The organism is Vreelandella sp. V005, from assembly GCF_052645115.1.
The window spans coordinates 96,834-116,897 of record NZ_JBQXYA010000003.1 but is presented as its reverse complement, the minus strand read 5'-3'; the positions used below and the strand labels follow the sequence as shown (position 1 = coordinate 116,897).

The 20,064-nt window shown below is 57.2% G+C and carries 21 protein-coding genes; 5 read left to right on the top strand and 16 right to left on the bottom strand.

The features are described 5' to 3' along the window. Positions 1-4 precede the first annotated feature (4 nt). Positions 5-523 (top strand): molybdenum cofactor biosynthesis protein B, encoded by a 519-nt coding sequence (gene moaB / locus ACUN8H_RS09145; RefSeq protein WP_445531831.1) that lies wholly within the window; start codon positions 5-7, stop codon positions 521-523. Next, positions 516-1,721, top strand: coding sequence for a molybdopterin molybdotransferase MoeA (locus tag ACUN8H_RS09140; protein WP_445531830.1), 1,206 nt, complete (start codon positions 516-518; stop codon positions 1,719-1,721). The genes moaB and ACUN8H_RS09140 overlap by 8 nt, the downstream gene beginning before the upstream one ends. On the opposite strand, the gene ACUN8H_RS09135 is transcribed toward ACUN8H_RS09140, so the two are convergent. The 12 genes from ACUN8H_RS09135 to dctP form a co-directional block, all read right to left on the bottom strand. Further along, the gene (locus ACUN8H_RS09135) at positions 1,704-2,285 is read right to left on the bottom strand and encodes a chemotaxis protein CheW (RefSeq protein ID WP_445531829.1); all 582 of its coding nucleotides are present in this window, start codon (positions 2,283-2,285) and stop codon (positions 1,704-1,706) included. The genes ACUN8H_RS09140 and ACUN8H_RS09135 overlap by 18 nt on opposite strands. A gap of 60 nt (positions 2,286-2,345) precedes the next feature. Beyond that, positions 2,346-3,512 carry a glutathionylspermidine synthase family protein gene (locus tag ACUN8H_RS09130; protein ID WP_445531828.1) on the bottom strand — a complete coding sequence of 389 codons (1,167 nt, stop codon included), beginning with the start codon at positions 3,510-3,512 and terminating at the stop codon, positions 2,346-2,348. Positions 3,513-3,531: 19 nt separating this feature from the next. Continuing rightward, positions 3,532-4,140 (bottom strand): DUF1190 domain-containing protein, encoded by a 609-nt coding sequence (locus ACUN8H_RS09125; RefSeq protein ID WP_445531827.1) that lies wholly within the window; start codon positions 4,138-4,140, stop codon positions 3,532-3,534. A 26-nt stretch (positions 4,141-4,166) separates the two neighbouring features. Next, positions 4,167-4,580 carry a DUF350 domain-containing protein gene (locus tag ACUN8H_RS09120; RefSeq protein WP_295709922.1) on the bottom strand — a complete coding sequence of 138 codons (414 nt, stop codon included), beginning with the start codon at positions 4,578-4,580 and terminating at the stop codon, positions 4,167-4,169. Between the two features lie 60 nt (positions 4,581-4,640). Continuing rightward, on the bottom strand, positions 4,641-5,363 hold the full coding sequence (locus tag ACUN8H_RS09115; RefSeq protein WP_445531826.1) for a DUF2491 family protein: 723 nt from the start codon (positions 5,361-5,363) through the stop codon (positions 4,641-4,643). Positions 5,364-5,413: 50 nt separating this feature from the next. Further along, a complete protein-coding gene (locus ACUN8H_RS09110) occupies positions 5,414-6,109 on the bottom strand; it encodes a PspA/IM30 family protein (protein ID WP_445531825.1) in 696 nt (231 codons plus the stop codon). Positions 6,110-6,181: 72 nt separating this feature from the next. Beyond that, complete coding sequence (locus ACUN8H_RS09105) at positions 6,182-6,640, bottom strand: DUF2170 family protein (protein ID WP_445531824.1); 459 nt, start codon at positions 6,638-6,640, stop codon at positions 6,182-6,184. Positions 6,641-6,788: 148 nt separating this feature from the next. Continuing rightward, entirely contained in the window at positions 6,789-8,312 is a 1,524-nt protein-coding gene (locus ACUN8H_RS09100; RefSeq protein ID WP_445531823.1) for a malonate--CoA ligase, read from the bottom strand. Next, positions 8,309-9,676, bottom strand: coding sequence for a malonyl-CoA decarboxylase (locus tag ACUN8H_RS09095; protein ID WP_445531822.1), 1,368 nt, complete (start codon positions 9,674-9,676; stop codon positions 8,309-8,311). Before ACUN8H_RS09095 ends, ACUN8H_RS09100 begins: the two co-directional genes overlap by 4 nt. A gap of 11 nt (positions 9,677-9,687) precedes the next feature. After that, entirely contained in the window at positions 9,688-11,022 is a 1,335-nt protein-coding gene (locus ACUN8H_RS09090) for a TRAP transporter large permease (protein WP_445531821.1), read from the bottom strand. 2 nt (positions 11,023-11,024) lie between these two features. After that, positions 11,025-11,546, bottom strand: a complete 522-nt coding sequence (locus ACUN8H_RS09085; RefSeq protein ID WP_445531820.1) for a TRAP transporter small permease subunit — start codon at positions 11,544-11,546, stop codon at positions 11,025-11,027. A 101-nt stretch (positions 11,547-11,647) separates the two neighbouring features. After that, positions 11,648-12,643 (bottom strand): TRAP transporter substrate-binding protein DctP, encoded by a 996-nt coding sequence (dctP, locus tag ACUN8H_RS09080; protein ID WP_445531819.1) that lies wholly within the window; start codon positions 12,641-12,643, stop codon positions 11,648-11,650. 156 nt (positions 12,644-12,799) lie between these two features. Here dctP and ACUN8H_RS09075 point away from each other — a divergent pair, with 156 nt between their 5' ends. The 3 genes from ACUN8H_RS09075 (at position 12,800) to ACUN8H_RS09065 (ending at position 15,767) form a co-directional block, all read left to right on the top strand. Next, complete coding sequence (locus ACUN8H_RS09075) at positions 12,800-13,483, top strand: GntR family transcriptional regulator (RefSeq protein ID WP_445531818.1); 684 nt, start codon at positions 12,800-12,802, stop codon at positions 13,481-13,483. 125 nt (positions 13,484-13,608) lie between these two features. Beyond that, positions 13,609-14,613 (top strand): GlxA family transcriptional regulator, encoded by a 1,005-nt coding sequence (locus tag ACUN8H_RS09070; RefSeq protein WP_445531817.1) that lies wholly within the window; start codon positions 13,609-13,611, stop codon positions 14,611-14,613. After that, positions 14,604-15,767, top strand: a complete 1,164-nt coding sequence (locus tag ACUN8H_RS09065; RefSeq protein ID WP_445531816.1) for an MFS transporter — start codon at positions 14,604-14,606, stop codon at positions 15,765-15,767. Before ACUN8H_RS09070 ends, ACUN8H_RS09065 begins: the two co-directional genes overlap by 10 nt. On the opposite strand, the gene ACUN8H_RS09060 is transcribed toward ACUN8H_RS09065, so the two are convergent. The 4 genes from ACUN8H_RS09060 to ACUN8H_RS09045 are packed head-to-tail and all read right to left on the bottom strand — an operon-like array spanning position 15,764 to position 20,062. Continuing rightward, complete coding sequence (locus tag ACUN8H_RS09060; protein WP_445531815.1) at positions 15,764-16,210, bottom strand: phosphatase domain-containing protein; 447 nt, start codon at positions 16,208-16,210, stop codon at positions 15,764-15,766. The two genes, ACUN8H_RS09065 and ACUN8H_RS09060, sit on opposite strands and share 4 nt — an antisense overlap. Then, positions 16,207-17,289, bottom strand: a complete 1,083-nt coding sequence (locus tag ACUN8H_RS09055) for an MBL fold metallo-hydrolase (protein WP_445531814.1) — start codon at positions 17,287-17,289, stop codon at positions 16,207-16,209. The genes ACUN8H_RS09060 and ACUN8H_RS09055 overlap by 4 nt, the downstream gene beginning before the upstream one ends. Next, a complete protein-coding gene (locus ACUN8H_RS09050; RefSeq protein WP_445531813.1) occupies positions 17,286-18,362 on the bottom strand; it encodes an ABC transporter ATP-binding protein in 1,077 nt (358 codons plus the stop codon). Before ACUN8H_RS09050 ends, ACUN8H_RS09055 begins: the two co-directional genes overlap by 4 nt. After that, positions 18,350-20,062, bottom strand: coding sequence for an ABC transporter permease (locus ACUN8H_RS09045; RefSeq protein WP_445531812.1), 1,713 nt, complete (start codon positions 20,060-20,062; stop codon positions 18,350-18,352). Before ACUN8H_RS09045 ends, ACUN8H_RS09050 begins: the two co-directional genes overlap by 13 nt. Between the last annotated feature and the right edge of the window lie 2 nt (positions 20,063-20,064).

Sequence of the window (20,064 nt, the reverse complement as noted above, 5' to 3'; positions counted from 1 at the left end):
GCTCATGGAGCCAATGGTAGCGCTGAATATTGCGGTGTTAACGGTCTCTGATACCCGTAACGAGGAGACGGATCGAAGTGGTCAAGCCCTGGTGGAACGGCTAACCAACGCAGGCCACACGCTGGCCGAAAAGCGCATTGTGCCTGACGATGTCTATCGCATTCGCGCGGTGGTCGCCGCTTGGATAGCCGATGCAGACGTACAGGTAGTGATCACTACGGGCGGCACCGGTTTTACCGGCCGAGACTCTACCCCCGAAGCCATATCCGTTCTACTCGACAAGCGCATTGAAGGCTTTGGTGAACGGTTTCGCCAACTCAGCGGGGAAGAGATCGGCAGTTCGACTATCCAGAGCCGCTGCCTAGGCGGTTTAGCCAACGCCACGGTAATATTCTGTTTGCCGGGCTCCACCGGCGCCTGTCGCACCGGCTGGGATGGCATACTGGCTGAACAATTGGATAGCCGCCACAAGCCTTGCAACTTCGCCAACCTGGTCATCCCAGGCCGGGGGCAACATGGCTGATTTACAGCCGCTTTCAGCCGCGTTGGAAGCGCTTCTTTCAGACGTTAGTGCACTCAGCGCAGAGAGCGTTTCGCTAGAAGCTGCAGCGGGGCGTGTGCTTGCTGAAGCTGTGACCGCGCAAATGGATGTACCGCCGTTTGATAATAGCGCGATGGATGGCTATGCCTTGCGCGCTGCCGATGCTGGAAAATGGCTACCGGTGAGCCAGCGCATTGCGGCAGGCACACCGGCCCAGGCGCTTGCGCCCGGCAGTTGCGCACGAATTTTTACCGGCGGTGAGATACCGTCCGGTGCGGACTGCGTGGTGATGCAAGAGCGCGTTGAGGTAGAGGCCGAATCGGCGCGCATGCCTACCGACATTCCCGCGGGCGATAACGTTCGCCGCCGCGGCCGTGACGTGCGCCAGGGCAGCGTACTATTAAAGGCGGGTGAGCGCCTCGAAGCGGCGGCACTGGGCCACTTGGCAGGCCAAGGCGTGACGCAAGTGAGCGTGCGCAGACGGCCTCGTGTGGCGCTGCTCTCGACCGGTGATGAGATCATCGATCCTGGCACACCGTTAAAGCCGGGCCAGCTGTATAACTCCAACCGGCCGATGCTCAAGCGCTTGCTGGAAAATTTTGGCGCCGACGTGGTCAGCACCGTTAGCGTGCCAGACAGCTATGCCCGCACCGTTGAACTGTTAACGGCTGCTGCCGATGAAACGGATTTAGTAGTGACCACCGGCGGCGTGAGTGTTGGTGAAGAGGATCACGTCAAAGCAGCGCTGGAAGCGATTGGCCAACTCGATATGTGGAAGCTCGCCATTCGTCCCGGTAAGCCGCTGGCACTAGGCCGTTTGCCTCGCTCTGATGGCAGTCAGGCGCGTTTTGTGGGCCTGCCTGGCAACCCGGTTTCAGGTTTTGTCGGGGCTTGGCTTTTTTTGCGTCCGTTGCTGGGGGCAATGCTGAACTGTCGGGCACTGAGTGCCCTGCCAAACATTACCGCTAACGCTGGGTTTGCCACCTCGACGGGGCCTCGCGAGCACTATATGCGAGTAACGCTGACATTTACGCCTCGCGGCGTGACCGCAGTGGCGTTTGAGGACCAGAATTCTGGCGTGCTTTCGTCGTGCATCAACGCGGACGCCTTCGCGGTGATTCCGCCCCACAGCGAAATAGCAGAAGGCGATACGATTAGCTGTTTATGGTTGGCTGGCTAGGGCTTTTGAAGACTTAGCTTGTTTGCATCCAGCAGTAGTACCAATTGCTCCCCAACGAAGGTAACGCCGCATAGTGCAGGTGAGTGATGGCGGGACTGGAGCAGTGTTGGTAATGGGTAAAGTGACTTGGCGGGTAGTTGCTGTAGCGTAATCTCGCCATTCACCCCCAACTGCCAAGTACTGGCGGTTGGCGTATCGCGCAAGGTCAACCAGCGGCTCGATGCGGACGCCGCTTCGAATTTCTGCCGCGTTGACTAATAAAATCATGCCGCTAGGCGGGGCTTCTGGCGTCGGTAAACCGAGCAGTGAATTCAGGCTAATGACCGATTCAATCTTACCGCGCAAGTGCTGCACGCCCTCGGTCGAGGCGGGAAGCCCTGGGACGTAATAGACAGGCTGATCGCTGGGTAAAATTTCACTTACTGCGCTGCCGAGCAGTGCAAAGCGCTGGCCCTGATAGCGCAGCGTGGCTCGCAACAACACTATTAAGTAACGCTCAGGGTAAAGAGGTGATGAGGTTTCTGCTACTCTGCGCGTAAGAGTAACACTTAAATCAGCTATCATGATTTCAGCTTTTTTTATGAGAGATGTCCAGTTTTTGTCAGCGAGAATGAGAGGGCGCTTTTATACAATGGCATGGGGAACAAAGCAGGAGGAGTCTTTGGTGATGCGGCCAACATCTTCGCGAATACCCATGCCGCATGCGCGGTCGCCCACGACCCAACTGCCGATTAACGCGTGATTGTTACCAAAGCGCGGCATCGGGTGGTAGGCCTGGCGAATCCAGGGGCTGTCGGTGTAAGGGCCGCCAACCGCTTCGCGCTGGCCTGCAGGCGTGATCAGTTCCACATTACTGCCTTCCCTAGAGAAGAATGGTTTGCGTACCCAGCCAGCTGGCAGCGCTGGGCTTTCGGAGGTTTCAAAAAAGGCCGGTAACAGGTTGGGATGGCCTTTAAAGTGTTCCCATAACAGGGGCAAAATTCCCTTATTGGAAAGAATGGCCTTCCAGGGGGGCTCAAACCAGTGGGTATTTAATTGGGGAATGACCTCGCCGAACGCATCATCGGCCATCTCTTCCCAGGGGTAGAGTTTGAACAGCGCGTGGATGGGCTGGTTATCCAGGTCGACGAAGTGTTCAGCACCTGGGCGCAGGCCGATATCCTCCATATAGATAAACGGCGCCTTGAGACCCGCTTGTACCGCGACATCCTGTAAATAGTGAACCGTGGCGCGCTCTTCGGCGTTATCTTTGATGCACGAGAAGTGCAGCGTGCGCGCGTCAATACGATCGCCCAGATGCGCCATGGCATTGATCAAGCGCTCTTGAATGGAGTTGTACTGATCCGCATGGCGGGGCAGGATCCCCTGGCTGATGGCTTGCTCAAGCCACACCCACTGAAAAAAGCCCGCCTCGTAAAGTGAGGTAGGCGTATCGTAATTGAGTTCGAGCAGTTTGGCGGGGCCATCACCAGCGTAAGCAAAATCCATCCGTCCATACAGATGCGGCTGTCCTGATCGCCAAGAGTGATGGATGCTGTCCCACATATGCTCGGGCAGTGCCAAGCGCTGCATCAGTGCATTGGAGTGGCAAACCTTATCGACCAGCTCCATGCACATCTCGTGCACCGCTTCGGTAGGGCCTTCAATATCTCGCTCTACCTGCTCCATGGTGAACTGGTAGTAGGCATCTTCTTTCCAGTAAGGCTCACCGTCGATAGTATGAAAATGGAAGCCCAATTCATGGGCCAGGGTTTTCCACTCTTTGCGTTCAGGGATATCAATGCGCAGCATGGTGATGTTTGCCTAGAGGTTATGAACCCCAGCCGCCGCGGGCCGAAGAGCGAGAACCGAAGCCGCGGCGCTGAGAGGTTGCCACGGTGTTGCGCATCGCTTCGTTACGCTGGGAAACCCGCTGGGTGGCTTGATTGGTCGCGGTATTCCAGTTGCCCTGATTTTGCCGATTGCGGTACACCGGTTCCTGATAAACCCGCTCAAAAGAGCGACCACGGTTGGTATTGGACATCATACTACCGACCATATACCCCATCATGGCAGGCATAAACCAACTACCACCCGTACTGCCGGTGGCTGCCTGAGATTGCGCCTCGGTGGGGGCCGTACACGCGCCTTCGCCGTTTTCAGCTTCACACTCTTCAAGGGTGCTATAGCGCGGCACTTCCTCTAGCGAGGCTTCATAGGCGTCTTCGCAAGCACTGCGCGTGTAAACATTCTCCGCGACGCACTCTTCGACACTTTGAAAGCTGCGTGGCTGGTCAAATTCGATATCGGTGATCTGCTCTTCCTGAGGCGGTTGACCGCAGGCGGTAAGGCCAAAGGCGCTGGCGCCCATCATGGCCAGCGACAGGCGTGCGCTGCGCTTGCGTCGCGGCAGGTGGGGCGTGTGATCGTGTTTAGACATGCGGGCTCTCCTTTACCACGTCGTCGTTACCAAGTCATCGAAGCGGCGTTGAGTAAGCCGACGGCTACCGCCACGCTGGCCATTAAAATGCCATAGGCCTGATGGCCTTCGGTAATATGTTGAGACAAGCTTTCTCCCTGCTTACGCAGAAAGAGCTTAACGGCAAAGAAAGTGGCCAACTGAACGATAAACGCGACCACACCCCAAAGCACAAAATCAATAAAATTGATGGAGTGCGCCATCGCGCTATAAAGCGGGATGGTAAAACCTATAATCGAGCCGCCGTAGGCGGAGGCCGCAGCAGCGTTGCCTTCACGAATCAGCGTCCACTCGTTGTGTGGGGTAATGCGGCTATAGCAGTACATAAAGGCGGCAAGCAGCACAATTGCCGTGACTAAATAGGCAATAAATGATGGCAGGCCGTAAAGATAATTCACCATGTTGTCAGTTCCTTTTAAGCACGTTAAAACCGTTTTTAGAATCGGCTTTTGATGATCCTATTACATTGCGTCGATATCGACAGAGGCGACATCCACCCCGACGTTGTGCACAACCATAAAGCTGCCTTCACCATCGCTTTCAGCGCTTACCAGTAAGTACTCCATGCGTTCAGTGTCTTGTATGGTGCGCTCGTAGAGCATCGCATGATGGGTCACAGAACGGGCAGACATGCTCTCGGTAGATATCATCTGCTCTTCAAACACGACCGCTGGCGACCATAGGCTGTCGCCATTGCCCCACACCCGTTGATAGGTGCATTCGCGGGCCTCATCGGTTGTTGACGTAAGCGCAATGGTTTGTGCACCCAGGCTGTTGGGCTGCTTATCGTCGCCGTTAATCACACCATCGAATTCACTATCCGAGAGGTGAGCAACACGGTAAAAGTCGAACAGCTTATATTCAAGTACCTGCCCATGCTCGATGTTGGCCTGCAGCCATGTATCGTTATCCAGATAGAAGCGCACCAGGTGCGCCCCCTGGCCTAGATTAACGTGGCCAACGGCGGCGATATGATGATAAGCATCGTCGTCCCAGCGAAACAGCGCATCCTGATGGGCGCGTAGGCCGATCAGCTTGATATTGACACGCCCATCCAGGCGCAGGCCCTCAAGATCTTCCTGGCTGACGTCCATTGGCAGGCCGGCGGCTACCGGACGACCCGTGGGCGACTCAGGCGGCTGCTGCGTGGTAGCGCGAAAAAGAGCTTTAAGGTTATTAAGCATGGCCTGCCTCGTGAGTGCATGGGAAAAGCTGAGCTGGCTTGAATGCGAGCTTACGCCTGGGGCGTATTTTTCTTCGCTTTCAGGCGCGCGAGCACATCGTCTGCTTTACGTTCTTGACCGCCAATACCGGCCGCCTTTAGGCGCGCTTCCAGAGAACTGCCGCTCTCTTCCGCCGCCATTTCGTCAGCGGCGCTCATTTGCGCTGAATTAAGCTGCTGGCGCTCTTTAATGCGTTCCAGTGACTCCATGGCACTGCTCATGGCACTGTTTTGGCCAGAGTGGCGAGACGCCACCGCAGACTGCGCCTTTTGCGCTGATTCGGTCGCTTTGACCACGCTGACCTGTTGCTTGAGCTGGCGAAGCTGGTTATCGGTGCCACGAATCGCGCCCCGCAGCTTTTCGATGCTGGCGTCATATTCGCTAACGATCGCGCGCTCCGCTTCCAGGTCGTCCTGCAGGGCGACCATGCGCTCAGCCACTTCTACCGCCAGCGCTTCCTCGCCCTTATCCAGCGCCGCTTCAGCACTTTTTTCCAGCTCGGCAATTTTGCTTTCCAGGGTATCGGCTTTATTGCTGTTAAGCTGGCGCTGGCCCATGAGCCGGGTCAGTTCGGTTTTAGATTGGCTCAAGTGTTTTTCCGAGTCGCGAATCTCCTGATCCAAAATACGCAGCGCCTGGGAGTCCACCACCGTTTGTCCGGTTTCATTCGCTTTACCGCGCAGAGCGGTCATAATTTTACTTAACATAAAAATCTCGCTGATAAGTCACTTAGAGAGCGACACTGGTAAAAAGAGTCGGGCGAATTAGGCGCACCCGCGTTAGGCAAAGTGTGTTTGAATCAGTTCAGCCACTTCCATGGCGGCGCCAGCGGTGGCATGCAGTTCAGCGCAAATAGATTCGAGCTTGGAGTCGCCGAACAGTTGCCCATAAGCGACATAAAAATCATGCCCGTCGATGTCGACAATCCCCACAGAGGCTAGCGGTAACGCAATGCCCTGACGTAGCAAAACCTCATTTAATTCAGCGCTATTGTTGACGCTGGCCACCTTCACAATGGGCGCCATAGCGATCCATTCATTTTCACTGCGCGACAGGGTGATTGGCAAGTTGCCGTAATCCGTAAGCTCCCAGACTAGGGTCTGATTAACCTCATCCAAGCTGATCGTCGCTTGAGGCCACTCGATGGCCGCGTCTCCATCAATGCTGGGCGCTGGCTGGCTTACTAATTGATATAGCTCGCTGGCGGTGATGCCGCTAGTGACGGTAGGCGTAGTCAAGGCGTTTTGCTCCATCGTTCGGTAAGTCATTTTACCTTAACACTTAGTAGCGCAAATGGTTCATTTAAGCGTCTTATCGCATGCCAAAAAAAGCCCCGCGGGGTGCGGGGCAAAAAGGGAAGGATGCTTATATGGGTAGGTGGGGCAATTAGGAGGCGCGGTAAGTGTCGTTAAATCGCTTACGCAGTTCGTTCTTCTGCACCTTTCCCATAGTGTTACGCGGCAGCTCATCGACAAAAAATACCCGCTTGGGCTGTTTGTACTTGGCTAGTCGACCATCTAGGTGCTTGATCACTTTCTCTTCTTCTAACTCAGCTCCTTGCTGGCACACTACCACTGCTGTGACGCCTTCGCCAAAGTCGGGATGCGGCAGGCCGATCACCGCCGATTCAGCGACTTGGTCAAGTTCATCAATGACCTGCTCCACCTCTTTGGGGTAGACGTTATAACCGCCTGAAATGACGAGGTCTTTATCGCGCCCGACGATATGCACATAGCCCTGTTCGTCGACCATGGCGAGATCGCCGGTGATGAAAAAGCCATCGTCCAACAGCTCTTCGCGGGTTTTTTCGGGCATCCGCCAGTAGCCAATAAACACGTTGGGGCCGCGAATTTGCAGCATGCCAATCTCGCCCAAAGGCACTTCATCGCCATTTTCGCGATTAGTAATGCGCATCTCCACACCCGGCAGCGGCATCCCGACGGTGCCCGCGCGACGGGCGCCGTCGTAGGGGTTGGAGAGGTTCATGTTGGTTTCGGTCATGCCGTAACGCTCAAGAATGGCATGGCCGGTTTTGGCTTCGAACGCTTCGTGGGTTTCGGCAGTGAGCGGGGCGGAACCAGAAACAAACAGCCGCATCTGGGCGGTTACCTTGGGCGTCAGTCGCTCATCCTGCACTAAGCGGGTATAAAACGTGGGGACTCCCATCATCACGCTGCCATGGGGCAGCTCTGCGAAGATCACATCGGCATCGAACTTGGGCAGGAACAGCATGCTGGCGCCCGCCATTAGAGTAACGTTGCAGGCGACGAACAGGCCATGGGTATGGAAAATCGGCAGTGCATGGATCAACCGATCATCAGCGCTGAAGTGCCACGCCTTCGCCAGGGTCTCGGCGTTAGAGGTTAGGTTTTTGTGCGTTAGCATGGCGCCTTTAGAGCGCCCCGTGGTGCCCGAAGTATAAAGAATGGCAGCCAGGTCGCGTTCATCAAGCGCTACGATATCTTCTCGCGGGGTTGCCTTTTTAGCCGTCTCCATCAGGCTGCCATCAGCGGCGCTACCCAGGGTAGCGATTGCTGGGCAGCTGGTTTCAGAGGCAATCGCCCGTGCTTGCTCTTCAAGCTTAGGCCGGCAGACAAACAGCGCAGGCTCGGCATCGGTTAAGAAGTAGCGGATCTCATCGCCGGTATAGCCCGTATTGAGGGGTAAATAGACCCCACCGATGCGTAGGCAGGCAAGGTAAAGCAGTATTGCCTCAGGGCTTTTATCCACTTGCACCGCGACACGGTCGCCTTGCTTAACGCCCAGCTTGGTCAACGCACCGGCAAGCTTAGCGCTGATATCTAGTGCATCGGTGTAGCTGTAGCGGCGGCCTTCACGGGTGGTAATAAAATCAGCGTCAGCGCGCTCGCGCATTTTTTCCGCAAACGTTTCGAATAAATTATGGCTCATTTGGTGGTTTCTCCCTTGGCCAGCTTACGAGCGCGCCGAGCAAGGTCGCGCACCTCGTTGGAGCAGGCAACGGTGCCCTTGGCAGTATAGTTTTCGTGGTTGCGTTCGATATCGTCCAACACGTAGAGGTAGTTGACCATTAACCCTGCAGCCTGTTTAAAGCCTTTGGCAGAGATATCGCCCAGCCAATTAATGCGGTGCAGCTCGGCGCCATTGCCAAGGTGAAAGCGAGCCACCGGATTGAGTGGTAGGCCGTGACGGTTCTTCTCTTCGACCAGGTAGCGCGCGGCCAATGGTCGGATCGCGGCTTTCAACGTCTCCTCGCGGGTTTGATCTTGATGCCAGCCCGGCGTTTCAAGCCCTTTGAGTGATTTGCGTAGCGATTCGGGAAGCTGCTCATCATCACGCTGTTCCTGTAACCACTGGGCGAAGCCGGGCACCGGCGAGAGGGTGACGAAGTACTTAAGCTGCGGCAGTTCCTGAGAGAGCTCTTGCACCACCTGCTTGATCAAAAAATTACCAAACGAGATGCCGCGCAAGCCGGTCTGGCAATTGCTGATACCAAAGAATGCGGCTGTGTCGGCGTCTTCGGGTTCGTCGACCCCTTTTTTGCTATGGCTGCTCTCGCCAGACAGAATGGGCTGTATTCGGCTTGGCAGACCCTTGTGCAGGGCGACTTCCACAAAAATCAGCGGCTCGTCGCCAATAGCCGGGTGGAAAAAGGCGAAACAGCGTCGATCGCGCGCATCCAGCCGCCGACGCAGATCGTCCCAATCCTGTATTTCGTGCACGGCTTCGTAGCGGATGATCTTCTCGAGAATCGACGCAGGTGTGTTCCAGTCAATGCGCTTGAGCATCAAAAAGCCGCGATTGAACCAGGAGCCAAACAGGTGAGCGAAGTCGTCGTCAATGGCCGCTAGTTCCGGCTGTTCGCGTAATAGCCCCAGCAGGTCTTCCCGCATTTTGACCAATTCATAGGTACCGTCGCTGGCCAGGTTCAAACGTCGGAAAAGCTCTTGGCGCCTGGGCTCGCAGGCTTCGAAGAGGCGCTGTAGCGATTGGTTGTCGCGGGCTTCCTGGTACGCGGTGTAGGCCGCATCAATGGGGCCGGGCTCCGCTGCGAAATCGGCCGTCAAACGGCCAAAGAAGCGGCTCTTCTCAGCCGCTGGCAGCCGCTGGTAGATAGCCAATGCGCGGCTTGCCAGCGCGATGCTGGAGGCTTCGCCGTCACTTTCCAGCAGCTTGTGGCACGCCTTGACTAACTGTTGATGATCCGGCGTCAACGTTTCGGGATGGCGGCGGCGCAACAGCGCATCACGCTGGGTGATGTTGTTGAACAGCTCCTGCAAAAACATCATGTTCATGGTCGAACTCCTTACCCCATGATCAAGTTGGGAAGCCAAAGCGCGATGCCTGGGAAAAGACACAGCAGCAAGATACCCAGCACCATGCAGAGTGCGTAGGGCAAGCTTCCCATCAGAATGTCGCGCAGCGAGATATCCGGCGCGATGCCTTTAATAATGAACAGGTTGAGCCCCACTGGCGGCGTGATCAGGCCGATCTCCAGGTTGATGGTCAAAATGACGGCAAACCAATAAGGGTCGAAGTTGGCCGCCAGGATAATGGGCAGCAGTATCGGTGCGGTCATGACGATCACCGCCACGGGCGGCAGAAAGAAACCAGCGACAAGAAGGAAGAGGTTAATCACCCCCATCAGTGCCCAGCGGTTAATTTCCAGGTCAGCAATCGCGGCCGCCACGGTTTGGGTGATAAACATGGACGAGAGCGCATAGGCGAACACTTCGGCGGTGGCGATCACCAGCATGATCATCACGCTTTCGCGCAGTGAGTCGCGCATGATCAGTTTGATCGGGCCTAGCTGCCACATGCGGTAGATGAGAATGGCCAACGCTAGGCAGAGAAATGCCCCCACGCCCGCTGCTTCTGAAGGAGTCGCGACCCCGCCGTACAGCGCAAAAAGAATACCCGCGACCACGCCCAAGAAGGGCAGCACGCGCACCAAAGCTTTTAAGTTGGTATCGACATTCTGCTTAACATTGTTTTTAAGCCGTTCCACGGACTCTGCTACCGGGTTGTTGTAACCACCGGCCATTTTACAAGCAATCATGGTCCAGATCATAAACAGACCCGCGAGCATAAAGCCCGGCACCACCCCGGCAATGAATAGCCGACCGATGGAGGTTTCGGTGGAAATGCCATAGATGATCATGGTGACCGACGGCGGAATCAGAATGCCTAAGGTGCCCCCAGCGGCGATACAACCTGCGGCAACGCCATCTGGGTAACCGCGCTTGCGCATTTCAGGAATGCCCATTTTGCCGATCGCCGCACAGGTGGCCGGAGAAGAGCCCGATAGGGCCGCAAAAATAGAGCAGGCGCCGATATTGGAAACCGCCAGGCCGCCGGGCAGCTTGCCCATCCACAGGTCCAACGAACGGTAAAGGTCACGTCCGGTGGGGGAGGAGGCCACCGCCGCGCCCATCAGGATGAACATCGGAATGGCGACAAAGCCAAACTCCGCGATGCGGTCAAAAAACGTTTCACCGAAGTAGGTGAGCTCAGAGAGACCGCGGTCATAGAGCAGTGCGAGTAGCGATACGCCGCCCAGCGCAAACGCGATAGGGGTGCCGATAGCCATCAGCGCAATCAGTGCAATGGCAACAATAATGCCTAAGGTAATGGGATCCATGCTCACCCCTCCCCACGTAAAATTTCAGCCACATACTGCAGCGACAGAAGGGTAGCGCCGACGGCCATGGGCAGCAGGGCGGGCCACAGGGGCGGGTTCCACACCGAGCCGGTGGTCCATTCGCCGTGTAGCGCCTCAAATACATAGATCCAGCTGGCATACGCTAGGACAGCACAGAAACCTAATCCAAACAGGGAAGCGATCAAACGCATGATGGTGCGCGTAATACCGCCCAGCGCATCGGGAACAATGGTGATGGCGACATGGCCGCCGGTCATCAAGACGTAGGGGCTGCCCATCAGCATGGCGCCGGTGACTGAGAAGATGGTGAATTCGGTCTGCCAACTGGTGCTCATTCCGAGTAAGTAGCGAATAAATACCATCTGGCAAATCGCTAATACGCCAGCGATAAACATGGCGCAGGCTAAATAGGCGGAAAGCCGCGAGAGCTTATCCATAACGCGAATGTAGCCGCCGATGATGCCCCCACGCGGAAGGGCATTGTGAGTCGTTGCAGGTGCCATATGTCCCTCGTCAAGCTGGTTATTTCACCAGGCTAAGGCAAGCATCAGTTGAAAACGGCCACCCCGAAGGGCAGCCGAGCCGTTAGGCATTCATGGGTTGCTTACTCGACGGCCAGCGCTGCATCGATAATGGCTTGGCCATTGGGAACATTATTGGCAAAGTTTTTGTAGGAGGTTTCCTTGGCGATATCGAGCCAGGCGTTGTAGTCGTCTTCGCTCATACTGACCACCTCCACACCATTCTCTTCGTAGAGGTCGACCATCTCTTGATCAATGGCGGTAGCTTCTTCAGCGAAGAATGCTTCGGCGGCTTCACCGGCTTCCATCAACGCTGCTTGCTGTTCCTCGTTAAGCTTCTGCCATACCTGCTCAGAAATAAGAATGGGTTCGTACATATACCAGAGCGCGAAATCACCCGGCTCGGTCAAACATTCAACCTGTTCATAAAGCCGGTAAGAGATAAATGACATCGACGATGTATTCGCGGCATCCAGCACACCGGTTTGCATGGCGGTATACACCTCGGAAGAGGGCATGGAGGCAATCGAGGCACCAGCGGCCTCAAGCATTTCTTCAAACGCAGGTCCGGCAGCGCGGAAATTTTGGCCCTCGACGGTATTTGGGGAGGTAACGCACTGTTCGCTAGATGCAAAGCCTCCGGATAACCAAGCATCTGCAAGTACTCGAGCGCCGCCTTCGCGAATGACTTCTTTAATCATGTCCATATATTCAGAGTCATTTAGGCGTTGAGCATGGGCCTGATTACGCACTAAGCCCGGCATCAGCGTAGCCGAAAATTCCGGATGCCGACCGCTAGCGTAGTCCAGCGGTAGAGAGGTGATATCAAGGCGACCACGAGCGATAGCGCCCCACTGTTCACGCGCTTTGAACAGGGATTGGCCCGGGTAAACTTCTATGGTCAGCCCTACATTTGCATCGGCGACTTCGCGGGCCATCATTTGCACCATTTCATCGCGAACATCCCCCTGGCCACCAGGGAATTGATGCGACGCGCGAAGCACGGTATCGGCAGAAGCGTGGGAAGCCGCAATGGCGAGACCGAGAGCGGCAGCAGTTGAGATCAAATAGCGTTGCATGTGGCGTCTCCAACATTTGTTGTTGTGTGTTTGGATTGACTATATGTATCTATCAGTCGAGCTGATATATATATCAATAGGCGTTACGTATGCTAATGTCAACTGTATGACAGCATTAACACGGCTAAGGTGAGTCGCGATCCACGGAGGTAAAACATGACGGGCAGCAAGCGTTCCAACGCTCAGCGATTAAGAGATTCGCTTGAAGATGACATCATTAATGGCCGCCGTGTGCCTGGAGAACGCTTGGACCCCGAGGCGTTAGGTCGTGAGTTCCAGGTTTCGCGGACGCCCGTGCGTGAAGCATTTCAGCAATTGGTGGCCAGCGGCTTGGTCACTGTTTCGCCTAAAAAAGGCACTTTCGTGGCCAAAGTGGGTATCGATCAGTTAATCGAAATGTTCGAGGTCATGGCCGAGCTTGAAGGCATGTGCGGTCGCTTAGCGGCGCGTCGGATCAACGAGCAGGAACTCGCTGCGTTGCGTGAAGCGCACCAGCGCTGTGAAGCCGCTGCCCTGGCCGGCGACAGCGACGAGTATTACTACGAAAACGAAGGCTTTCACGACTGTATCTACACCGCTAGTCACAACGCCTTTCTGGCCAGCGAAGCGCGTCAACTCAAGCAGCGCTTAAAGCCCTACCGCCGCCTACAGTTGCAGGTGCGGCAACGGGTCAATAATTCGCTCAGTGAGCATCAGGCTATCGTCGAGGCGATCGAGCAGGGCGACCCGGTGGCGGCTCAGCGGGCACTGAGTGACCATGTGTTGATCCAGGGCGAGCGCTTTAGCGACTTCGTTTCCAGCGTGAGAAGGATGGAGGGGCCGCTAGAGAGGACGGGCTGATCTTGGCCCGCTGATGGTTGACGTAGTCTCATGTCCGAATCGGTGGGGTAATGGTCCTTGCCGACCTGGGGCGCAGCACTGACACTCTCTCTAATGCTTTGATAATCCCTTTACGGAGAGAGACAGTGACCCGCCATGTTGCGCTATTTGCCTACCCCGATTGCCAAGTGCTGGACGTCAGCGGCCCTTGGCAAGTGTTTGCCAGCGCCAATGCGTTAAGCTCCCAGCCGCTCTATCAGCTCACCCTGATAGCCGATACCGCTGGGCCGGTAGCTACTAATGGCGGTCTTGCTGTTCACGCTACCCATTCCTATCATCAGCTTCCCCAACTACTGCCTCTGGATACATTGCTGGTGGCGGGCGGTAGCGGCGTTATTCAGCAACGAGATATAGCTGCGGTGAAGCAGGTCCTTTGCGAGATCGCCCCAGCGGTGAGACGGCTGGGGTCGATTTGCTCCGGCGCGTTTTTGCTGGCAGCTGCAGGATTGCTAGATGGATGTCGCGTCACCACCCATTGGCGTCATGCGGAGCAACTAGCCGATGAGTATCCCGCGCTATTAGTCGAGCCTGATGCGCTCCATATCGAAAGCAACGGCCGTTACACCAGCGCTGGTGTAACGGCCGGAATTGATTTAGCGCTTTCGCTCGTGGAAGCGGATCATGGTGCCGGGCTGGCCGGGCGAGTGGCCCGTGAACTCGTCGTGTTTTTGCAGCGGCCAAGCGGACAATCCCAGTTCAGTGAGATACTGCGCCGCCAGCAGACGGCAGGGCCGCTGCGTCGCTTACTGGATCAACTCCACGCCGACCCCAGCGTAGATCATGGGCTTGAGAGCATGGCCGAGCTAATGGCCGTCTCCCCACGCCATTTAACCCGGCTCTTTAGACGCTACTTAAACACCACTCCTGCCGCTTACCTGACTCAACTTCGCCTGGAACAAGCACGCTTGGCACTGCTCAGCAAACGCGAGCCGGTCTCCCTTGAACGGCTCGCACAGCGCTGGCGGCTGGGCGGCGCAGAGCAACTACGCCGTCAGTTTCAGCGCTACTACGGCATCTCTCCTTCGGTTTATCGCCAACGCTTTACGTCTTCCCACACCGATTCACTTCAGGAGAGTTCATCATGCCTTTAACCGTCACCCTCCTATCGATCTGCCAAGCGCTGCTGGTGACTGGTAATGTCTTGTTGATCGCCGTCTCGCCACTGATTGGTGCTTCGTTAGCCCCCAGCGCGTCTTGGTCGACTGCGCCGGTCGCCACCCAATGGCTTGGATTGATGTGCGCGACCATTCCTGCTTCGTTGATGATGGCCAAACTGGGCCGTAAGCGTGGTTTCATGCTGGGCAATCTCGTTGGTCTGATCGGCGCAATGGTTGCCGTGCAGGCGCTGGTTGGCGAGCGGTTCGGATTGTTCTTACTGGCGACCTGGCTAATCGGAATCGGCATTGGCTTTGGTCAGCTCTATCGCTTTGCTGCGGTGGAGGCTGCTCCTGCGCCGATGCGTGATCGGGCGATTGGCTTGGTAATGGGGGGAGGTGTGCTGGCCGCGTTTGCCGGGCCGTGGTTGGCCAGGGTGAGCCGTGAGCTGGGCGAGGTGGCGTTTCTGGGCAGCTTTGTGGGCTTGGCAGCGCTCTACGCTCTGGCGCTGGTGGTGCTGATGCTGACGCAACTGCCGCCCGCTTCGCGCACCCATGGTGAAGGCACCGCACTGCCACTGGGTAAGATTGTTCGCCAACCCGCGTTTCTTCTCGCAGTAAGCGCGGCGATGGTTGGTTACGGCGTGATGAATCTGGCCATGACCGCCACGCCGCTCGCCATGGCGGGAGCTGGGCACTCCTTTAACCACGTTTCCATGACCATTCAGTGGCATGTGGTGGCGATGTTTTTACCCTCGTTCTTTACGGGCCATTTAGCCAGCCGTTTCGGGGCTAAACAGGTCATTGTGGCAGGCTGCCTGCTGCTGGTGGCAAGCGCCTTGGTTGCTCAGTTGGGTGTGGGGATCGCTGGCTTTAACGTGGCGCTGATTTTGCTGGGCTTGGGCTGGAACTTTACCTTTTTGCCCGCCACCGGGCTGCTCACCGAGAGCTACCGTCCGGTGGATAAAGCGCGTACTCAGGCTGCCAACGAGTTTTTAGTGTTTGGCACCGCCGCGACGACGGCGTTGCTCGCTGGCCCCTTGGTTAGCGGCTTGGGCTGGGCGACACTTAACTTGCTGTTGATTCCCGTCGCGCTGGTGCCTTTGGTGGTGCTAGTGTGGCAACGTCGCGCAAGGCTGGCGAGCGCTTAAAAATCCCCGGGCGCGCACTGTAAACAGGTAAGCCCGAGCGCGCGCCACTGGGCGACCACGGCATCGCGGTCATCCAGCACCAGCCAGGGCGCGAAACCGTCGTTGCGCATACGCGCCAATAGGGCCTCTTTTACCGCTTCATCATCCACATGATCGTCACCTTCTGGGCGCAGGTACATGGCGTCAAAAGGAATCGTGTGACGCTCCAACCAGCGCTGGGTATGCACCCGATGGCTATCTGGGCGACCGCTGCAGATAATGATCTGCTGTCCCTGAGCCTTGAGTATTTTAACCAGCTTGGCGACTGCTTCTATCACCGGTGCTTCGGCCATGTGGGCAAAGAAGGGCTCCCACTGCTTCTGGCTACCCAGTACCCAATCGCTGACCTGATGAGGGTGGAACTCGGCGAGCGTGCCATCGACATCGACAATCACTGCGGTCATACAAAACTCCCTAAAGAAGAAGAGGTGGCTGGGCAGGCTTGAGCAGAGAAACGCTGATCAGTACAGAGACGATCGCTCAGCAGCCTACGCCACGCGGTTAGTTCGTTATCGCTCAACGGGGTAAATAGCGGCACCACTTGAACGGCGCCCAGTTGGTTGGCGAGGGCCACCAGGTGCGATGCGCGCAGGTGGACATTCCAGCGTTGCCAGCTTATGTCACCTGCCGCTAGTTCGTTGCAGCGTTCAGGGGTGAGGTAACCGGTATGGAGCAGGTGGTGATCGGGCCAATGTTCCGGCGTATCGTTGAGATCACGAATCAGCCACAGCGTTGGCTGGTCAACGTTTTTCCGCGCTAAAAGCGAGCGAATGGCGTCGTCGTACCCCTGCCTGCGCAAGGTGGCAGGCAGGGCCAATAGCGCGGCTAGGTTATCGCGAATCACTGGGTCGATAGCGAGTGTTAACTGGCGCCGGTCAGCCTCTTCCACTAACCAGAGGGCCATTTCAAGGCCACGACCGGTTTCGGGCACCGGAAATGCCAGCGGTTGGTCAAGGTATTCAGCGATCACTTGAACGCAATTTGCTTGAGATAGATCGTAGCTGCCGTAGGAAGCGTCTAGCATCGCAACGCGTGCCGGTGGCGGCGTATCAAAGGGAAAGAGTCGCGACTCAAAGCAGGCATCGCCACTATAGAAAATACCGCCCTCGACCGCTAAATGCAGCCATACACCGCCTAGCGAGTGCCCCGCTTGACCGGTGGTGATGGTAATGCCCTCCACCTCTAGCGTGCCGCGTTCGGGGAGGGGGTGCCAGGCGCGGTTATGAGGCAAGGCCTTGGCGACGAGCGGTGTGCAGTAAAGGGGCACACTCTCCGCTAGCTCGGCCACGCCACCGATATGATCAATATGGTCGTGGGTTATTAGTACGGCGTCCACGTCCAGATCGTTCGCCCAGGTGATGGTGTCGCCTGGGTGCAGCGCGCCGCCTGCGTCCAACAGCAGCCGTTTACCCTGCGCTTCAACGACTATCGCCGCCGAGCCTTTGTCGCCTAAACCACTGAGAATCTCGATAGTGGCGCTCATTGGCCGGGCTCCAGACACCAGCCCTGCTGAAGGCTAACGGCAACCTGGCTACCCAAATCAGGCGCGCTGTGGTGGTAGGCCAGCAGTGTTTCCCCACTGGGCAGGCGCAGGCTGAGCTCATAGCGTTCGCCGCGGAAAATCACGCTTTCTACCTGAGTGATAAGTTGACTTGAGGTAGTCGGAGAGGAATCGATCTGAATATGCTCCGGGCGCACCAGTACGCTTTGGGTTCGCTCGGACTCGATGGCGTTCAGTCCGCGCATCAGGGCTGCGCTCTCAAGGCGCTTCCCAGGGTGACCGGCGGCGACCTTTAATTGGCTGCCCTGACCAATAAAACCCGCTACCCAGGCGGTTCTCGGCTGGCCGTAAAGAGTCTCCGGAGCGCCCCATTGAACCAGTTTGCCCGCTTTCATCACCCCGATTTTGTCCGCCAGCGCCATGGCTTCGGTTTGGTCGTGGGTGACATACACCAGCGTGGCGCCGGTGCGTTGGTGAAAATCGCGAAAGCTGTGCTCCATGGTAGCGCGCAGGTGACGGTCAAGGTTGGCCAGCGGCTCATCCAGCAGTACCACTGACGGGTCGCTGACTAAACAGCGTGCCAGGGCTACCCGCTGGCGCTGACCGCCGCTGAGGGCTTGGGGCATACGATCGGCGTAGGCATCGAGCTCCACCAAGGCAAGGGCCTGCTGCACCTTTTGGTGATACGCCGCCCCGCGCAGGCCACGCAGTTTGACCGGGTAGCCCACATTGTCCGCTACGCTCATATGCGGCCACAGCGCATAAGACTGGAACACCATGGCCATGTTGCGCTGTTCTGGCGGCACATGGGTATCAGCACTGGCCAGGGTACGATTGCCTAATTGAATACTGCCATCATTGACCGTCTCAAAACCCGCCAGCATGCGCAGCATGGTGGTTTTGCCACAGCCGCTGGGCCCGAGCAGGGCGACAAACTCGCCGGGGTTTATTGTCAGCGACAGCGCATCGACTGCCGTCTGCTCGCCGAAGTATTTGGTAACGCGATCAATCGTAAGCCCTGCTGTGTTTGCCCCTGATGTGTTCAGCTCTGCCATGGAATGACTCCTTTAGGTAAGCGCGGCGCCAGCAAGCTGAGCGTCAGCATCAGCGAGGCGACCATCATGACCACCAGCACTGACACCGCAGAGGCCAGCACGCTTTCGCCGCCTTCGTCGAGGTTGAAAATCAGTACGCCGAGAGTTTCGTTACCCGCGCTCCATAGCAGGGCTGACACGGTCAGTTCGTTGACCGCCAGCAGAAACACCAGCAGACCACCGGCAAACAGCGCGGGCGCCACCAGGGGTAAAATAATGCTGCCCAGGCGTCGCCAGGGACCTGCCCCGGCTAACTGGGCAGCCTCTTCAAGAGAGGGATCCAGCTGCGCCAAGCTGGCCGCGACAGGCTTGACGCAGACCACCAGAAAGCGCGCCAGGTAAGCGATAAAAATCAGCCCCAGGGTGCCGTAGAGCGCCACATTGATAATCGGCAGCGGGTGTACAAATAGCAGGATGCAGGCAATCGCTAAGACCACGCCCGGAAGCGCATAGGGAATCTCAATGGCACTGAGCACCACACCTCGCCAGCGCTCCGGCAGGCGCTGCAGCCGGTAAGCCAGTGGCAGGCTCAGTAGCATCAACACCACAGCCGCGCTGCCCGCCAGCCACAGACTGTTGTTTACCGCTCGCCATGTGGCGCCTTGGCGACCCACTACTTCCGCGTAAGCGTTCAGAGTGGCGGTCTCAGCGTTTAACGGCACGCCCATGGCAGGCACCAGCGAGCTGATGATTAGGGCTAGCAGCGGCGCGACCAGAATAATCAGTAAGATTCCGACCAGTGTGGTGGTCACCAGCGAGCGCCAACGTCCCAGGGTGAAATCGTGGGAGCGCCCACTATGGCCACCCAGCCCGAAACGGCTGCGATTCATTAACTGCTGTTGTAGCGCCACCCCGGCCAGCGCCAGTAATCCAATCAGCAGGGAGAGCGCCGCCATCTCTGCTAGCACCCCGGTGCCGAAGTTGGCCATACGCTGGTAGATCAGCGTGGGCAACACGTAATAGCCGGCGGGAATACCCAGCATGGCGGGGATGCCAAAGTTACCGAGGCTGGAGATAAACGCCATCGCGCCCCCGGCGATCAAGCCGCTACGGGTCACGGGCAGAATAATATGCCCCCATACCTGGGTCTGTTTGGCGCCGCTGATACGGGCGGCTTCGATCAGCTCACGAGGCAGCGAAAGCAGACTGGTGCGCAGAGCCAGAAACACCAGCGGGGCGCTCTGGATGCCCAGCAGTAAGGCGATGCCTTCAGCGGAGTAGAGCGGTTGCGGGCTGCCTAGTGGCGGCGCCATGCCAATACTTTTCAGTAGCGGGCTGGCCGGGCCGAATAGCTGCAACCAGCTCAAAGCGGTGACCTGCGGCGGAATCATCATTGGCAGCATAAAGCAGAACACCAGCCACGCTTTTCCGCGCACATTGGTGAGCGTGATGGCAAAGGCGAACAGGCTACCCAGCACCAGCGCGATCAGCATGCCAAGCCCGGAGGTATAAACGCTATGCCAGAGTGCCCGCCAAGTGCTGACACTGTTGAGCACCTGCCACAGCGGTGATTGGCTGCCTTGAGTAAGATCGCTCAACGCCTCGATCAGCAGGCGCAGGCTGGGAGCCAGGCTGAGCAGAACAATGGCGATCAGCAGGCTCGAAAGCAGCCAGCGATGCTGGCTGCCGTACTTGGTGTCATAGGTCATGGCGGGCGTCATGG

What these genes read in the sequence shown, in the direction of transcription:
- moaB (WP_445531831.1), top strand. Translation starts at nt 5, where the DNA reads ATGGAGCCAATGGTAGCGCTGAATATTGCGGTGTTAACGGTCTCTGAT.
- ACUN8H_RS09140 (WP_445531830.1), top strand. Translation starts at nt 516, where the DNA reads ATGGCTGATTTACAGCCGCTTTCAGCCGCGTTGGAAGCGCTTCTTTCA.
- ACUN8H_RS09135 (WP_445531829.1), bottom strand. Translation starts at nt 2,285, where the DNA reads ATGATAGCTGATTTAAGTGTTACTCTTACGCGCAGAGTAGCAGAAACC.
- ACUN8H_RS09130 (WP_445531828.1), bottom strand. Translation starts at nt 3,512, where the DNA reads ATGCTGCGCATTGATATCCCTGAACGCAAAGAGTGGAAAACCCTGGCC.
- ACUN8H_RS09125 (WP_445531827.1), bottom strand. Translation starts at nt 4,140, where the DNA reads ATGTCTAAACACGATCACACGCCCCACCTGCCGCGACGCAAGCGCAGC.
- ACUN8H_RS09120 (WP_295709922.1), bottom strand. Translation starts at nt 4,580, where the DNA reads ATGGTGAATTATCTTTACGGCCTGCCATCATTTATTGCCTATTTAGTC.
- ACUN8H_RS09115 (WP_445531826.1), bottom strand. Translation starts at nt 5,363, where the DNA reads ATGCTTAATAACCTTAAAGCTCTTTTTCGCGCTACCACGCAGCAGCCG.
- ACUN8H_RS09110 (WP_445531825.1), bottom strand. Translation starts at nt 6,109, where the DNA reads ATGTTAAGTAAAATTATGACCGCTCTGCGCGGTAAAGCGAATGAAACC.
- ACUN8H_RS09100 (WP_445531823.1), bottom strand. Translation starts at nt 8,312, where the DNA reads ATGAGCCATAATTTATTCGAAACGTTTGCGGAAAAAATGCGCGAGCGC.
- ACUN8H_RS09095 (WP_445531822.1), bottom strand. Translation starts at nt 9,676, where the DNA reads ATGAACATGATGTTTTTGCAGGAGCTGTTCAACAACATCACCCAGCGT.
- ACUN8H_RS09090 (WP_445531821.1), bottom strand. Translation starts at nt 11,022, where the DNA reads ATGGATCCCATTACCTTAGGCATTATTGTTGCCATTGCACTGATTGCG.
- ACUN8H_RS09085 (WP_445531820.1), bottom strand. Translation starts at nt 11,546, where the DNA reads ATGGCACCTGCAACGACTCACAATGCCCTTCCGCGTGGGGGCATCATC.
- dctP (WP_445531819.1), bottom strand. Translation starts at nt 12,643, where the DNA reads ATGCAACGCTATTTGATCTCAACTGCTGCCGCTCTCGGTCTCGCCATT.
- ACUN8H_RS09075 (WP_445531818.1), top strand. Translation starts at nt 12,800, where the DNA reads ATGACGGGCAGCAAGCGTTCCAACGCTCAGCGATTAAGAGATTCGCTT.
- ACUN8H_RS09065 (WP_445531816.1), top strand. Translation starts at nt 14,604, where the DNA reads ATGCCTTTAACCGTCACCCTCCTATCGATCTGCCAAGCGCTGCTGGTG.
- ACUN8H_RS09060 (WP_445531815.1), bottom strand. Translation starts at nt 16,210, where the DNA reads ATGACCGCAGTGATTGTCGATGTCGATGGCACGCTCGCCGAGTTCCAC.
- ACUN8H_RS09055 (WP_445531814.1), bottom strand. Translation starts at nt 17,289, where the DNA reads ATGAGCGCCACTATCGAGATTCTCAGTGGTTTAGGCGACAAAGGCTCG.
- ACUN8H_RS09050 (WP_445531813.1), bottom strand. Translation starts at nt 18,362, where the DNA reads ATGGCAGAGCTGAACACATCAGGGGCAAACACAGCAGGGCTTACGATT.
- ACUN8H_RS09045 (WP_445531812.1), bottom strand. Translation starts at nt 20,062, where the DNA reads ATGACGCCCGCCATGACCTATGACACCAAGTACGGCAGCCAGCATCGC.